The organism is Streptomyces chrestomyceticus JCM 4735 (assembly GCF_003865135.1).
GTDB lineage: Bacteria > Actinomycetota > Actinomycetes > Streptomycetales > Streptomycetaceae > Streptomyces > Streptomyces chrestomyceticus.
The window spans coordinates 6,876,396-6,890,026 of record NZ_BHZC01000001.1 but is presented as its reverse complement, the minus strand read 5'-3'; the positions used below and the strand labels follow the sequence as shown (position 1 = coordinate 6,890,026).

The 13,631-nt window shown below is 69.2% G+C and carries 12 protein-coding genes and 1 riboswitch; of the genes, 2 read left to right on the top strand and 10 right to left on the bottom strand.

What is annotated here, in order from left to right; translation table 11 throughout:
• Positions 1-6: 6 nt before the first annotated feature.
• A riboswitch (SAM riboswitch) is annotated at positions 7-124 on the bottom strand.
• An 85-nt stretch (positions 125-209) separates the two neighbouring features.
• The 5 genes from trpD to ctaE all read right to left on the bottom strand — a co-directional run bounded on the left by trpD (position 210) and on the right by ctaE (position 5,624).
• Positions 210-1,274, bottom strand: a complete 1,065-nt coding sequence (trpD, locus tag EJG53_RS30190; RefSeq protein WP_125047526.1) for an anthranilate phosphoribosyltransferase — start codon at positions 1,272-1,274, stop codon at positions 210-212.
• Positions 1,275-1,419: 145 nt separating this feature from the next.
• Entirely contained in the window at positions 1,420-3,057 is a 1,638-nt protein-coding gene (qcrB, locus tag EJG53_RS30185) for a cytochrome bc1 complex cytochrome b subunit (RefSeq protein WP_125047525.1), read from the bottom strand.
• Entirely contained in the window at positions 3,054-4,118 is a 1,065-nt protein-coding gene (gene qcrA / locus EJG53_RS30180) for a cytochrome bc1 complex Rieske iron-sulfur subunit (RefSeq protein ID WP_125047524.1), read from the bottom strand. The genes qcrB and qcrA overlap by 4 nt, the downstream gene beginning before the upstream one ends.
• Positions 4,115-4,924, bottom strand: a complete 810-nt coding sequence (gene qcrC, locus EJG53_RS30175) for a cytochrome bc1 complex diheme cytochrome c subunit (protein ID WP_030020851.1) — start codon at positions 4,922-4,924, stop codon at positions 4,115-4,117. Before qcrC ends, qcrA begins: the two co-directional genes overlap by 4 nt.
• A 79-nt stretch (positions 4,925-5,003) precedes the next feature.
• Positions 5,004-5,624, bottom strand: a complete 621-nt coding sequence (gene ctaE, locus EJG53_RS30170; protein ID WP_031004096.1) for an aa3-type cytochrome oxidase subunit III — start codon at positions 5,622-5,624, stop codon at positions 5,004-5,006.
• 298 nt (positions 5,625-5,922) lie between these two features.
• On the opposite strand from ctaE, the gene EJG53_RS30165 reads away from it, so the two are divergent.
• Positions 5,923-6,324, top strand: coding sequence for a hypothetical protein (locus EJG53_RS30165; RefSeq protein ID WP_031004098.1), 402 nt, complete (start codon positions 5,923-5,925; stop codon positions 6,322-6,324).
• Between the two features lie 31 nt (positions 6,325-6,355).
• On the opposite strand, the gene EJG53_RS30160 is transcribed toward EJG53_RS30165, so the two are convergent.
• The 4 genes from EJG53_RS30160 to ctaC form a co-directional block, all read right to left on the bottom strand.
• A complete protein-coding gene (locus EJG53_RS30160; protein WP_125047523.1) occupies positions 6,356-7,630 on the bottom strand; it encodes a L,D-transpeptidase in 1,275 nt (424 codons plus the stop codon).
• Positions 7,631-7,740: 110 nt separating this feature from the next.
• Complete coding sequence (locus EJG53_RS30155; RefSeq protein ID WP_125047522.1) at positions 7,741-8,139, bottom strand: cytochrome c oxidase subunit 4; 399 nt, start codon at positions 8,137-8,139, stop codon at positions 7,741-7,743.
• Positions 8,136-9,866 (bottom strand): aa3-type cytochrome oxidase subunit I, encoded by a 1,731-nt coding sequence (gene ctaD / locus EJG53_RS30150; RefSeq protein WP_125047521.1) that lies wholly within the window; start codon positions 9,864-9,866, stop codon positions 8,136-8,138. Before ctaD ends, EJG53_RS30155 begins: the two co-directional genes overlap by 4 nt.
• Positions 9,863-10,825 (bottom strand): aa3-type cytochrome oxidase subunit II, encoded by a 963-nt coding sequence (ctaC, locus tag EJG53_RS30145; protein ID WP_030022068.1) that lies wholly within the window; start codon positions 10,823-10,825, stop codon positions 9,863-9,865. The genes ctaD and ctaC overlap by 4 nt, the downstream gene beginning before the upstream one ends.
• Positions 10,826-11,104: 279 nt before the next feature.
• Between ctaC and EJG53_RS30140 the strand changes: the two genes are divergently transcribed.
• Positions 11,105-12,493, top strand: coding sequence for a cysteine desulfurase/sulfurtransferase TusA family protein (locus tag EJG53_RS30140; protein WP_125047520.1), 1,389 nt, complete (start codon positions 11,105-11,107; stop codon positions 12,491-12,493).
• Positions 12,494-12,581: 88 nt separating this feature from the next.
• Here the strand turns inward: EJG53_RS30140 and EJG53_RS30135 are convergent, their stop codons facing one another.
• Positions 12,582-13,556, bottom strand: a complete 975-nt coding sequence (locus tag EJG53_RS30135; RefSeq protein WP_031004109.1) for a carbohydrate kinase family protein — start codon at positions 13,554-13,556, stop codon at positions 12,582-12,584.
• Between the last annotated feature and the right edge of the window lie 75 nt (positions 13,557-13,631).

Genomic DNA, 13,631 nt, shown 5'->3' with positions numbered 1-13,631 from the left:
ACGAGGGATCCGCGCTTGCCGCAGACCTCGCTGCCTGCGACCTGGTCATCACCCGGGGCACCCCGCCACGGACGGAGGGTTGCCGGACAGCGGGCCGGGGCCGTAGTCGCTGTCACTCGTGACCTGGGCAGAATCATGCCACACGATCGGGAACGCGCAAGGCCCGGTCCGTATCCCGGACCGGGCCCCGCCGCACACGCCCCGCGCCGTCACGCGTTGCTGGCCGCCACCCACCGCTCCAGCGCCCGGCGGGCCGCCCCCGAGTCGACGGCCTCGGCGGCCCGCTCGATGCCCGCCGCGATCTGCTCGTTCAGCGGCGCCGCGGTCGGCTCCAGGGCCACCAGCGCCGCCGCCGAGTTGAGCAGCACCGCGTCCCGCACCGGGCCGGTCTCGCCGCCCAGCAGGCGGCGCGCCACATCCGCGTTGTACGAGGCGTCGGCGCCGCGCAGCGCCTCCACGGGCACCAGGTCGATCCCTACGTCCCGAGGGTCGAAGGTCTCCTCGCGTACGCCGCCGTCCCGGACGACCCAGACCTTCGACGTGGCGGTGGTCGTCAGTTCGTCCAGCCCGTCGTCGCCCCGGAAGACCAGCGCGCTGGAGCCGCGTTCGGCCAGCACCCCGGCCAGGATCGGCGCCATCCGCGCGTCGGCGACGCCGGTGGCCTGCGCCCGTACCTTCGCCGGGTTGGTCAGCGGGCCCAGCACGTTGAACGTCGTACGGATGCCCAGTTCGCGCCGGGCGGGCGCCACGTGCCGCAGCGACGGGTGGAACTTGACCGCGAAGCAGAAGGTGATGCCGGCCTCCTCGGCGACCTCGACGACCCGGCGCGGGGTCAGGTCCAGGTTGACGCCCAGCTTCTCCAGCACGTCGGAGGCGCCGCTGGCCGACGAGGCGGCGCGGTTGCCGTGCTTGACGACCTTCGCGCCGGTGCCGGCCACCACGATCGAGGACATCGTGGAGATGTTGACGGTCTTGGCGCCGTCGCCGCCGGTGCCGACGATGTCCACGCTCGGGCCCGGCACCTCGATGAGGTTGGCGTGCGCGTACATCGCCCGGACCAGACCGGTGATCTCGGCGACCGTCTCGCCCTTGGCGCGCAGCGCCACCGCGAACCCCGCGATCTGCGCGTCGGTGGCCTCGCCGCGCATGATCCGGTCCATCGCCCACGCGGTGTCGTCGGCGCTCAGGTCGCGGCCCTGGAGGAGTGCGTCCAGTACGCCCGGCCAGGTGCGGACCGCCACGCTGTCGCCGCCGTTCGGGGTCGCAACGTTCATGGTCCACACTCCTGGATTCGTGTCCTGCTGGTGCCGAAACCCTATCCGGCGGCCGGACATGCCGGAGGGCCCCGTCCATTGTCTGGAGGGGCCCTCTGGGTGGCGTACTTACGCGGGGGTACTGCCGTGGGTCACACGGCGGGGATCAGTGGTGGCCGTGGCCGCTGGTGATCTCCTTGTACTCCTCCGGGGTCGGCTTCGGGATGACGTTGTCCTCGCCGTAGTAGCCCTTGGAGAGCTTGGCGCGGAGCTTGGTCGTCCGCTTGACCTTCCGCTCGACACCGTTCTCGTCGACCTCGGGGCCGATCTCGAACGGCTTGGGCTGCTCGTGCTGGGTGAGGGTGTGGAGCTGCTCCTGGTTGAGCGGCTCGTGCACCTCGATGAACTCACCGTGCGGCAGCCGCTTGATGATGCCGGACTCGCGTCCGTGCAGCACCTTGTCGCGGTCGCGGCGCTGGAGGCCCAGGCAGATCCGCTTGGTGACGATGAAGGCCAGCACCGGGCCGACGAAGAAGCCGATCCGGACGAACCAGGTCAGCGAGTTCAGCGACAGGTGGAAGTGGGTGGCCCACAGGTCGTTGCCGCCGCCGATCAGCATGATGAGGTAGGCGGTCAGCCACGCCACGCCGAAGCCGGTACGGGTCGGGGCGTTGCGCGGGCGGTCCAGGATGTGGTGCTCGCGCTTGTCGCCGGTGACCCAGGACTCGACGAACGGGTAGACCGCGATCGCCACCAGCACCAGCGGGAAGATGAGGATCGGGATCAGCACACCGAAGTTGATGGTGTGGCCCCAGATGTCCCACTCCCAGCCGGGCATCACACGGACCAGACCCTCGGCGAAGCCCATGTACCAGTCGGGCTGGGCGCCGGTGGACACCTGGTCGGGCCGGTACGGGCCGATGGCCCACACCGGGTTGATGCTGGCGACCGCCGCGATCACCGAGATCACGCCGAAGACCAGGAAGAAGAAGCCTCCGGCCTTGGCCATGTAGACCGGCAGCAGCGGCATGCCGACGACGTTCTTGTTGGTCTTGCCGGCACCCGGGAACTGCGTGTGCTTGTGGTAGAAGACCAGGATCAGGTGCGCCACCAGCAGACCCAGCATGATGCCGGGCAGCAGCAGGACGTGCACCGTGAAGAACCTCGGGATGATGTCGTGCCCCGGGAACTCCCCGCCGAAGATGAACATCTGCAGGTACGAGCCGACCAGCGGCATCGCCAGGATGACACCCTCGATGAACCGGACGCCGGTGCCGGAGAGCAGGTCGTCCGGCAGCGAGTAGCCGGTGAAGCCGGTGAACATGCCGAGCACCAGCAGCAGGAAGCCGAACAGCCAGTTGACCTCGCGCGGCTTGCGGAAGGCGCCGGTGAAGAACACCCGCATCATGTGCACCATCATGGCGCCCAGGAAGACCAGGGCCGCCCAGTGGTGGATCTGCCGGATGAGCAGACCGCCGCGCACGTCGAAGCTGATGTCCAGCGTCGACTCGAACGCCTGCGTCATCCGGATCCCGTGCATGGGCACGTACGAGCCGTGGTAGGTCACCTCGGCCATGCTCGGGTGGAAGAACAGCGTCAGGTAGACGCCGGTCAGGATGATGATGATGAAGCTGTAGAGGCAGATCTCGCCCAGCATGAAGGACCAGTGGTCCGGGAAGATCTTGCGCATGTTGGCCTTGGCGAGGCTGTAGATGCCCAGCCGGCCGTCCGCCCAGTCGGCGATCCGCTCACCCCGCGGCGCCTGGCCGCGGCGCGTGGTGGTCGCGCTCGTCTCGTTACTCATCCGCGCTCCCAGAAGCTCGGGCCGACGGGCTCCGCGAAGTCGCTGACGGCTTCGAGGAAGCCGTCCTTGACCGTGATGTGCAGCTGCGGCAGGGCGTGGCCGGCCGGGCCGAAGATGACCCGGCCGCCGTCGGCCAGGTCGAAGGTCGACTGGTGGCAGGGGCACAGCACGTGGTGCGTCTGCTGCTCGTAGAGGCTGATCGGGCAGCCCACGTGGGTGCAGATCTTCGAGTAGGCGACGATGCCCTCGTGCGACCAGTCCAGTTCCCGCTTGTCCTTGATGTTCTGCGGCTGGATCCGCACGAGCATCAGGGCGTCCTTGGCGATCTTCTGGTTGAACTCGTGGTCGTCCTCCTCCAGGCCCTCGGGCTTGGCGAAGGTCAGCGAGCCGACCGCGATGTCCTCGGGACGCAGCGGGAGGTTGGTCGACTGGTTGACGAGGCGGATGCCCTTCTTCCAGCCGGTCGTGCGGAGCTTCTTCTCCGGCAGCGGACCGAGGTCGCGCAGCAGCACCACACCGGAGAGCGGCACCAGGGCCAGCGCGCCGAACATGGTGTTGCGGACCAGCTTGCGGCGGCCGATCGCGGATTCCTTCGCGCCTGCGCGGAAGTCCTCCATGACCTTGGCCTTGACCTCGGGGGCCGCCTCGATCGGGTGCCGGTCGTCGGCGACCTCCTCGTCCGACATCAGCGTGCGGGCCCAGTGGACCGCGCCGGCGCCGATGCAGAAGAGCGCCACACCGAGCGTCAGGCCGAGCCAGAAGTTCAGCGCGCTGACGTGGCCGAACGGCCAGATATAGGTGATCTCGTCGACCGGGAAGATCACGTAGGCGGCGATGAAGCCGACCGTCGCGAGCATCGACAGGGTGAAGAGGAAGGCGACCGCGCGCTCGGAGCGCTTGGCGGCCCGCTCGTCGATGTCCTGGATGCGGGGCTCGTGGGGCGGCAGCCCCGGGTCGGCGAACGGGTTGTCCGCCGGCTCGACCGCGCCGCCGTGAGCCGTGTCCCGCTCACCGGGGAGGTTCTTTTCTGGCACGTCTTCGTGTCGTCCAGTCTCACTCATGACTTCTTGGCCTTCGTAGTCCGGGCTGCGACCCAGATGGCGACCGCGATCAGCGCGCCCAGGCCGGCGATCCAACCGAAGAGGCCCTCACTGACCGGGCCGAGACCGCCCAGGCCCAGACCACCGGGGCTGGGGGTGTCGTCGCTGTTGACCGCGCCGAGGTAGGACACGATGTCCTTCTTGTTCTGCGGGGACAGCGAACCGTCACCGAAGGAAGGCATGTTCTGCGGGCCGGTCTCCATGGCCTCGTAGATGTGCTTCGGGTCCACGCCTTCGAGCGTCGGTGCGAACTTGCCGTTGGTCAGGGCGCCGCCCTTACCGGTGAAGTTGTGGCACTGCGCGCAGTTCGTACGGAACAGCTCACCGCCCTTGGCGATGTCCGCGCCGTCCTTGCTGTACTGCTCCTTGCCCGGCACGCTGGGACCGGCACCCAGCGACGCGACGTACGCCGCGAGCTGGTCGATCTCGGCCTGGCTGTAGATGTTCTTCTTCCGCGGCACCTGGGCGCCGGGCTGCTGCGCCGGCATCCGGCCGGTACCGACCTGGAAGTCGACGGCGGCGGCGCCCACGCCGACCAGGCTCGGGCCGTCGGAGGTGCCCTGACCGCCGGTGCCGTGGCAGCTTGCGCAGCCGACGGCGAAGAGCTTCTTGCCCTCCTTGATGGCAAGAGACTGGGCGGTGTCATCGGCCTGAGCCTTGTCCGCAGGCGCGAACGCGGCGTACAGCCCCCCAGTGACCGCCAGCGCGAAGAGTAGGACGACGAGCGCCGCCAGCGGATGGCGCCGTCGTGCGGAGAGCTTTTTCACGGATTACCCCGGTGTCAGGATCTTCTGCGTCGATGCTTTGGCTATGTCTGTCTGATGCGCGGTCGCGGTGCGTGACCGGTCAGCGGATCAGGTAGATCGTGGCGAAGAGGCCGATCCAGACGACATCGACGAAGTGCCAGTAGTAGGACACGACGATGGCCGCGGTGGCCTGTTCGTGGGTGAACCTCTTGGCCGCGTACGTCCTGCCCAGGACCAGCAGGAAGGCGATCAGGCCGCCTGTCACGTGCAGTCCGTGGAAGCCGGTGGTCAGGTAGAACACCGAGCCGTACGGGCCAGACGAGAGCGAGAGGCCCTCTTCCTTGACCAGATCGGTGTACTCGAAGACCTGACCGCCGATGAAGATCGCACCCATGATGAAGGTGACCACGAACCAGGTCCGGAGCTTCTTGACATCGCCGCGCTCGGCCGCGAACACGCCGAGCTGGCAGGTCAGGGAGCTGAGCACCAGGATCGTGGTGTTCGTCGCGGAGAACGGAAGATTCAGCGCATCGGCGGATTCCTTCCAATACTCGGTCCCGGTCACCGATCGAAGGGTGAAGTACATCGCGAAGAGGGCCGCGAAGAACATCAGCTCGGAACTCAGCCAGATGATGGTTCCGACGCTGGTGAGGTTCGGCCGATTGACCGACGGGTGCGCGTGCCCGGTTTCTACTGTCGTTGCTGTCGCCACGACCGACATTATGTCGGTCGCTTATCCCGCCCTCACTCCGGGGGGTGCCGTTCGGTGTGTCAAGGGCGTATGCCCTGCTCGTACGGCCCACACCGGCAGTCGCCCGAAGGGAGGACCCGGGGCCCGCCGTACGGCCCCGTGCCCCCGCTCCGACCAGTCCTGACGGCCCGTCGGCCAGATCTTGGATCGTGCCGAACCCTCCTGCGTGCCGCCGTACGGGCAGTAGCATCCGCGCTGGAGGCACTTCCCGGCGGCGTCCGGGTGAAGCCCCGCCCGAAGCCGTACCGCCGAGAAGCGTGGAGGAACGATGCAGGCGACTGCCACGGTGCTGGTCTACAGCGACAACGCCGACACCCGCGAACAGGTACGGCTCGCGACGGGCCGGCGGCCCGCCGCCGACGTGCCGCCGGTGGAGATCGTGGAGTGCGCGACCCTGCCCGCCGTCCTGGCGGCCCTGGAACAGGGCGGCATCGACGCGTGCGTCCTGGACGGCGAGACGGCGCCCGCGGGCGGTATGGGCGTCTGCCGGCAGATCAAGGACGAGATCTTCCGCTGCCCGCCGGTGCTGCTGCTCATCGGCCGCCCGCAGGACGCCTGGCTGGCGACCTGGAGCCGCGCGGACGCCGCCGTGACGCACCCTGTGGACCCCGTGGAGTTCACGGACGCCCTGGCCGGGCTGCTGCGCCGCAGGCTGCTCACGGAGGCATGAGCGGCCTCCTGAGGGCCCTTCTGAGGGGCCTTCAGACCTGCGGGCGCAGCCGGGCGGCATTCTCGGGTCCCGGCCGCTGATCCTGCTCGCCTGTGGTGCTGGGCTTGTTCTTGTCCAGCGCGCTGCCCTCGCGCCACTGCTTCCACGGCATGTTCCAGTCGCCGAAGCCGTTGTCGAACGGCGTCATGGTCTCGCCGCCGCTGTTGACGACCTTGACGATGTCGCCGACCCGCACGGTGTCGAAGAACCACTTGGCGTTGTCGGTGGACATGCCGGTGCAGCCGTGGCTGACGTTGTCGGCGCCCTGCGACCCCACGGACCAGGGCGCCGCGTGCACGTACTCGCCGCTCCAGGTCACCCGGGTGGCCCAGTAGACCGGCAGGTCGTAGGAGTCCGAGCTGCCCGACGGGATGCCGATGCTCTCCCCCCGCATCCGGACGAAGCCCTCCTTGCCCAGGACGACCTTGGTGCCGTTGCGGGTGGAGTAGCCGGGCTTGCCGGTGGTGACGGGGATCGTGTTGATCTCCTCGCCGTTGCGGGTGACCGTCATGGTGTGCGCCGCGGCGTCCGTGACGGCCTCCACCCGGTCCCCCGTGCGCAGCTTCACCGGCTTGGCGGCGCCCCCGTACAGCCCGCCGGTGATCTTCAGGCCCTCCAGGTTGCTGCGCACCTCGATGTCGGCGTGCGTGGGCCAGTACTCGCGCGGGCGGAAGTGCAGCGTCTTGCTGTCGACCCAGTGCCAGGAGCCCTCCACGCGCGGCGTGGAGCGGACCTTGAGGGCGCCTTCCACGATCGCCCTGGCCTTGGGGTCCTTGACGGGCTTGCTGAGCGCCGCGGTGACGGGCTGGCCGACCCCGTACGTGCCGTTCTCGGGCCCGAGCGTGACGTTCACCCGGTCGCCGGTGTCCTTGGTGTCGATCTGGAGGACCTTGCGGCCCGGCGCGCCGTCCTCGTCCTCGGTGCTCACCCGCACGGTGTAGCGGGTGCCGGCGGCCAGCGGGACGGTGGTGCGCCACTGCCGGCCGTCGGCGGCCAGTTCGCCCCTGATGTAGCGGCCGGAGGCGTCGGTGGCGGTCACGTCCGTGATCCGGGCCTCGTCACCGGTGGTGGAGACCTCCAGTGGCTTGTCCGGGTCCGCCTTGTGGCCGTCTTCCGGCGCGTTGGCCGAGATCTGCCCGGCGGCGTCGTACGGCGCGGCCGAGAGCGGGTCCGACGACGAACCGCCGCAGGCGGTGGCGCCTGCCGCCAGGGGCGCCAGCAGGAAGGCGCAGCCGAGCGCCGTCCGGTGTCGTGGTCTGTGGCTCATGACCCCAAAGTAGGAAAATCCCCCGGCCGCGGCGCGCTGGAGGACTGCAAACGGGCGGGCCCGGACACCTGGAGAGGTGTCCGGGCCCGCCCGGTGTACGGGAGCCGCCGTTACTGCGTGCGGTTCTCGCCGCGGTAGTACTCGAAGACCCAGCCGAACAGGCCGATCAGGATGACCGGGGCCGAGAAGTACAGCAGCCACCAGCCGAAGACCACGCCCAGGAAGGCCAGCGCGCCGCCGACGCCCAGGGACAGCGGCTGCCAACTGTGCGGGCTGAAGAAGCCCAGCTCGCCGGCGTCGTCGGAGACCTCGGCCTCGTCGTTGTCCTGCGCTCCGGCGTCCACCCGGCGCGCGGTGAACGCCAGGTAGTAGCCGATCATGATGCACAGGCCGAAGGCGAGGAACAGCGCGGTGGTGCCCGCCGGCTCCTTCGACCAGACGCCGTAGACGATCGCCATGGCGAGGACGAAGACGGCGAGCCAGATGAACATCTTGCCCTGGATCTTCACTTGCCGACCTCCTTGCCGCCGAACAGCGCCGTGTCCTTCTGGCCCTCGTTCTCGACGGCTTCCAGCGCCGCGATCTCAGGGTGGTGCAGATCGAACGCCGGGGATTCGGAGCGGATGCGCGGCAGCGTGAGGAAGTTGTGCCGCGGCGGCGGGCAGGAGGTCGCCCACTCCAGCGAGCGGCCGTAGCCCCACGGGTCGTCGACCTCGACCTTCTTGCCGTACTTGGCCGTCTTCCAGACGTTGTACATGAACGGCAGCATCGACAGACCCAGCAGGAACGAGGCGATCGTCGAGATCGTGTTCAGCGTGGTGAAGCCGTCCGCGTTCAGGTAGTCCGCGTAACGCCGCGGCATGCCCTCGGCGCCCAGCCAGTGCTGGACGAGGAAGGTGCCGTGGAAGCCGACGAACAGCGTCCAGAACGTGATCTTGCCGAGGCGCTCGTCCAGCATCTTGCCGGTGAACTTCGGCCACCAGAAGTGGAAGCCGGCGAACATCGCGAAGACGACGGTGCCGAAGATGACGTAGTGGAAGTGGGCCACGACGAAGTACGAGTCCGAGACGTGGAAGTCCATCGGCGGCGAGGCCAGGATGACGCCGGTCAGACCACCGAAGGTGAAGGTGATCAGGAAGCCGACGGCCCAGAGCATCGGGGTCTCGAAGGACAGCGAGCCCTTCCACATCGTGCCGATCCAGTTGAAGAACTTCACACCGGTCGGTACCGCGATGAGGAATGTCATGAACGAGAAGAACGGCAACAGCACGCCGCCCGTCACGTACATGTGGTGCGCCCAGACGGTGACCGAAAGGCCCGCGATCGAAATCGTCGCCGCGATCAGACCGATGTAACCGAACATCGGCTTCCGGGAGAAGACCGGAATGACCTCGGAGATGATGCCGAAGAACGGCAGCGCGATGATGTACACCTCGGGGTGGCCGAAGAACCAGAAGAGGTGCTGCCACAGCAATGCGCCGCCATTGGCCGCATCGAATACATGCGCCCCGAATTTACGGTCCGCCTCCAGGGCGAACAGCGCGGCGGCCAGGACCGGGAAGGCCAGCAGGACCAGCACACCGGTCAGCAGGACGTTCCAGGTGAAGATCGGCATCCGGAACATCGTCATGCCGGGGGCGCGCATGCAGATGATCGTGGTGATGAAGTTGACCGAGCCGAGGATCGTGCCGAAGCCGGAGAAGGCCAGACCCATGATCCACATGTCGGCGCCGACGCCCGGCGAGCGGACCGCGTCCGACAGCGGGGAGTAGGCGAACCAGCCGAAGTCGGCCGCACCCTGCGGGGTGAGGAAGCCGGCCACCGCGATCAGCGAGCCGAAGAGGTACAGCCAGTACGCGAACATGTTCAGCCGCGGGAACGCCACGTCGGGCGCGCCGATCTGCAGCGGCATGATCCAGTTCGCGAAGCCGGAGAACAGCGGCGTCGCGAACATCAGCAGCATGATCGTGCCGTGCATCGTGAACGCCTGGTTGAACTGCTCGTTCGACATGATCTGCGTGCCGGGACGAGCGAGCTCGGCGCGCATCAGCAGCGCCATCAGGCCGCCGATGCAGAAGAACGCGAACGAGGTGACCAGGTAGAGCGTGCCGATGGTCTTGTGGTCAGTGGTGGTCAGCCAGCTCACCACGACGGAGCCGGGAGACTTCTTTCGTGCGGGTGGTGCTGCCGGAGCCGTTGCGGCGGCGGCACCCTGAGGTTCGTTGAGGATGCTCACTTGTTGTTGGTCTCCGCGTTCCTGGCGTGATCCGTCTGCTTGATGCCCGACGGCAGGTAACCGGTCTGGCCCTTCTTCGCCAGGTCCTTCAGGTGCTCCCGGTACTTCTCGGGGGAGACGACCTTGACGTTGAAGAGCATCCGGGAGTGGTCGACGCCGCAGAGCTCGGCGCACTTGCCCATGAAGGTGCCCTCCTTGTTGGGAGTCACCTCGAAGACGTTGGTGTGGCCGGGAATGACGTCCTGCTTCATCAGGAACGGCACCACCCAGAACGAGTGGATGACATCACGCGACGTCAGGACGAACTGAACCGTCTCGCCCTTGGGCAGCCACAGGGTCGGACCCGGGTTGCCGGTCTGCGGGTTCCGCGTTCCCGGAATGCCCTCGTCGTACACGCCGTCGGCGCCGGCGGGGACGTTCTTCTTCCACTTGTCCGGGATCGCGTCGAGTTCCTTGGAGTTGATGTTCGTGGTGTCGGCCTTGCCGTCCACGTTCTCCAGGTAGTTGAACGCCCAGCTCCACTGATAGCCCACCACGTTGATGACGTGGTCGGGCTTCTTCGAAGTCTTGAGGAGTTCGCTCTCATCGCGCGCGGTGAAGTAGAAGAGCACCGCGATGATGATGAACGGAACGATGGTGTACAACGCCTCGATGGGCATGTTGTACCGCGTCTGTGCGGGGACCTCCACCTTGGTCCGGCTGCGGCGGTGGAAGATCCAGCTCCAGATGATCAGGCCCCACACCAGCACGCCCACTGCGAGGGCGGCGGCCCAGGAGCCCTGCCAAAGGGAGAGGATCCGCGGCGCCTCTTCAGTAGCCGGATTGGGCATGCCGAGGTTGGGAAAGTCCTTGTATGTGCAACCGGTCGCGGTTGCCAGGACCAGTCCCGCAGCCAGCACCTGCGGCAGCTTCCGCCGCATCGGGCGCCGCGACGAGCGGTCGGAGCCGTTGGGACTCACGTAGCGCCTTCCCGAGAGTCTCGCCCGCGAGACCGGCTGCGGCCGTCTCGCTGGTCGGTCGCCGGCCCTGGCACGGGCAGGGGTTTGGATGTTTATGCGGACCAAACCCTACTGGACGCTATTTGGGGTCGCGCGGGGAGGGTGCCCAACGCGCCGCACCGCTCCCCGAAGGGGTGGCTGCGGCATCCGGGGGAAACCCCCAGGGCCCCGGAATGCCGGGCTCCGGCGGCCATCTGACGCCACGCCCGGACACGCGTACGACGCGCTAGCGTCTGGGGCGTGTCCTACTTCGATGCCGCCTCGGCCGTTCCGCTGCACCCGGTCGCCCGGGAAGCCCTGCTCGCCTCCCTCGACGAGGGCTGGGCCGATCCGGCGCGCCCCTACCGGGAGGGCCGCCGCGCCCGGCTGCTGCTGGACGCCGCGCGGGAGGCCGCGGCGGAGGCCGTGGGCTGCCGCCCCGACGAGCTCGTTTTCACTCCATCGGGGACGCAGGCGGTGCATTCGGCCATGTCCGGCACGCTCGCCGCGCGTCGGCGTGTCGGCCGCCATCTGGTCCACTCGGCGGTGGAGCACTCCTCCGTCCTGCACGCCGCCGCGGTCCACGAGGCGGCGGGCGGCACGGTGTCCGAGGTCGGCGTGGACCGTACGGGCCGGGTGGCCGCCGGGGACCTCGCCGCCGCGCTGCGCCCGGACACCGCGCTGGCGGCCCTCCAGTCCGCCAACCACGAGGTGGGCACCGAGCAGCCGGTGGAGGAGGCCGCGGCGGCCTGCCGGGAGGCGGACGTACCGCTGCTGGTGGACGCCGCCCAGTCGCTCCCCTGGGGGCCGGTCGGCGGCGCCTGGTCACTGCTGACGGCCAGCGCGCACAAGTGGGGCGGGCCGCCCGGTGTGGGGCTGCTGGCCGTACGCAAGGGCACCCGGTTCGCGCCGCAGGGCCCGCAGGACGAGCGGGAGTCCGGCCGGGTGCCGGGCTTCGGGAACCTGCCCGCGGTGGTCGCGGCGGCGGCGTCGCTGCGCGCCGTACGGGCGGAGGCGGCGGCCGAGGCGGTCCGGCTGCGGGAGCTGGTGGACCGCGTCCGGGCGCGGGTGGCCGAGGCGGTGCCGGACGCCGAGGTCGTCGGCGACCCGGTGCGCCGCCTCCCCCACCTGGTCACTTTCTCGTGTCTCTATGTCGACGGGGAGACCCTGCTGCACGCGCTGGACCGGGCGGGTTTCTCCGTCTCGTCCGGCTCGTCCTGCACGTCCAGCACGCTGACGCCGAGCCATGTGCTGCGGGCGATGGGCGTGCTGTCGGAGGGCAACGTCCGGGTGTCGCTGCCGCCCGGCACCCCCGAGGGCGAGGTCGACCGCTTCCTGGACGTCCTTCCGGAGGCGGTCCGCTCCGTACGGGAGCAACTGGGCGCCCCGGCGGCCGCGCGGCCGGAGACCGCCCCCTCCCCCGCCGCGGAGCATGTCGTGGACGCCCTGGGCAAGCGCTGCCCGGTGCCCGTCATCGAGCTGGCGAAGGTGATCGGCGACGTGCCGGTGGGCGCCACGCTGACCGTCCTGGCGGACGACGAGGCGGCGCGGCTGGACATTCCCGCGTGGTGCGGGATGCGGGGGCAGGAGTACGTGGGCGAGCGGGCGGCCGGGCGGGGCACCGCGTACGTGGTGCGGCGCCTCGTGTGACCGGAGCCGGGCCGGAACCCGGGGCCGGACCGGAACCGGGTGCGGCGCGGCGGCCCTGCGCGGCCCGCCGCCCCGTACGGCAGCCCGGTCAGGCCAGGTGACCCCGGATGTCGGCGGCGGCATCGTGCCCGTACGCCTTGGTGAAGCGGTCCATGAAGTGGCTGCGGTGCAGCTCGTACTCCTGGGTGCCGACGGTCTCGATGACCAGCGTCGCCAGCATGCAGCCGACCTGCGCGGCGCGCTCCAGGCCGACGCCCCAGGCGAGACCGGACAGGAAGCCCGCGCGGAACGCGTCGCCCACGCCGGTCGGGTCGGCCTTGGCCTTCTCCTCGGCGGTGCCGACGACGATGTCCGGCTCACCGGCCCGCTCGATGCGGACGCCGTCGGCGCCCAGCGTCGTCACCCGGGTGCCGACCTTGGCCAGGATCTCCTCGGCGGTCCAGCCCGTCTTGGACTCGATCAGGCGCGCCTCGTACTCGTTGTTGAACAGGTAGGCGGCGCCGTCCATGAGGGTGCGGATGCCGTCGCCGTCCATCCGGGCGATCTGCTGGGAGAAGTCGGCCGCGAAGGGGATGCCTCGGGTACGGCACTCCTCGGTGTGGCGGACCATGGCCTCCGGGTCGTCCGCGCCGATCAGGACGAGGTCCAGGCCGCCGACGCGCTCGGCGACGGCGTGCAGCTCGATCAGCCGCGCCTCGCTCATCGCGCCGGTGTAGAAGGAGCCGATCTGGTTGTGGTCGGCGTCGGTGGTGCACACGAAGCGGGCGGTGTGCTTGACCTCGGAGATGCGGACCGAGCGGGTGTCCACACCGTGCCGGTCGAGCCAGGCCCGGTACTCCTCGAAGTCGTTGCCGGCGGCGCCGACCAGGATCGGCGCGGTGCCGAGCTGGCCCATGCCGTAGCAGATGTTGGGGCCCACGCCTCCGCGCCGGACGTCGAGTTCGTCGACCAGGAAGGAGAGGGAGATCGTGTGCAACTGGTCGGCGACCAGCTGATCGGCGAAACGGCCGGGAAAGGTCATCAGGTGGTCGGTGGCGATGGAGCCGGTGACTGCGATACGCACGACGGGTCTGCTCCTGCGGGAGGCGGAAGGACGAGGCGGACGTTGGTCAACGGTACCGGCTGTCCTGATCTCGGC

What these genes read in the sequence shown, in the direction of transcription:
- trpD (WP_125047526.1), bottom strand. Translation starts at nt 1,274, where the DNA reads ATGAACGTTGCGACCCCGAACGGCGGCGACAGCGTGGCGGTCCGCACC.
- qcrB (WP_125047525.1), bottom strand. Translation starts at nt 3,057, where the DNA reads ATGAGTAACGAGACGAGCGCGACCACCACGCGCCGCGGCCAGGCGCCG.
- qcrA (WP_125047524.1), bottom strand. Translation starts at nt 4,118, where the DNA reads ATGAGTGAGACTGGACGACACGAAGACGTGCCAGAAAAGAACCTCCCC.
- EJG53_RS30160 (WP_125047523.1), bottom strand. Translation starts at nt 7,630, where the DNA reads ATGAGCCACAGACCACGACACCGGACGGCGCTCGGCTGCGCCTTCCTG.
- ctaE (WP_031004096.1), bottom strand. Translation starts at nt 5,624, where the DNA reads ATGTCGGTCGTGGCGACAGCAACGACAGTAGAAACCGGGCACGCGCAC.
- EJG53_RS30165 (WP_031004098.1), top strand. Translation starts at nt 5,923, where the DNA reads ATGCAGGCGACTGCCACGGTGCTGGTCTACAGCGACAACGCCGACACC.